Annotated in this window: 1 protein-coding gene; it reads left to right on the forward strand. The window is 68.6% G+C overall.

Annotated features, from left to right (window positions below):
- Positions 1 to 817, forward strand: an 817-nt coding sequence (locus A5706_RS30960) for a PPE domain-containing protein (RefSeq protein WP_068140200.1), incomplete at its 5' end; no start/stop codon positions are given.
- Positions 818 to 942 lie beyond the last annotated feature (125 nt).

The following is a 942-nucleotide window of genomic DNA, read 5'->3' on the forward strand; positions in this document are numbered from 1 at the left end:
CAACATCTTCGGGCACAACACGCCCGCAATCATGGCTACCGAGGCGCTGTATGCCGAGATGTGGGTCCAGGACGCGATCGCGATGTACACCTACTCGGCCGCGTCGGCAGCCAGCGGGGTCCTGCAGCCGTTGACGCCGGCGGCCGCGACCGCCAGCCCTGCCGCGGCCGCCACCCAAGGCAGCGCGGTTTCGGCGGCTTTCGCGAACGCGGCGGCCACGCCCGCAGCGTCAGGCCTGGGCGGGATCATCTCCAACTTCCAGTCGTTGTTGAACGGCGGATACATCGGCCAAGGGGTTCAAGCCATCATCGATGCGCTCGGCTTGACGCCGATCGAGAACGCCCTTGACGGCCTGGCTGGAACCCCGGCGTTCTTCAACGCCTTCAACGGCGCCGTCAACACATCGGCGTGGTTCGTGATGAACGCCATCCCGACCGCGGTGTCGCTGGGCCACACCCTTGCCGCCGCGGCCCCGGCGGCGACGGCGAGCGACGTCGTGCCGCTGGCCGGTGGTGCGGCAATCGGCGAAGGGACGCTGGTCAACAGCGTCGGCGGTGGAGCGGCGGCCGGCATGGCCGAAGCCTCCACGGTCGGGGGTCTGTCGGTCCCGGCCAGCTGGTCGTCGGCCGCCCCGGCGACGCTGGCATCGTCGACCGCTCCGCTCGAGGGTTCGGGCTGGACCGCTGCCGCCGACGAGCCGGTCGCGGCGATGCCCGGCATGCCCGGAATGGCCGGGGCCGCCAAGGCCGGTGCCTACGGCAGCGGTCCGCGGTACGGCTTCAAGCCGATCGTCATGCCCAAGCAGGTTGTCGTCTGACGCGGGAAATAGCGGCGGAAAACAGCGAGTTTCCCGCCATCGGCTTTCATGCCGCGTAGCAGCCAGTTACGACGGCCGACCAGTATCACAAGGCAAGAAATTCATCCAGAAGGAGAAAAGGCAAC

Origin of the sequence: Mycobacterium sp. E796 (assembly GCF_001672815.1) — a bacterium.
Lineage (GTDB): Bacteria > Actinomycetota > Actinomycetes > Mycobacteriales > Mycobacteriaceae > Mycobacterium.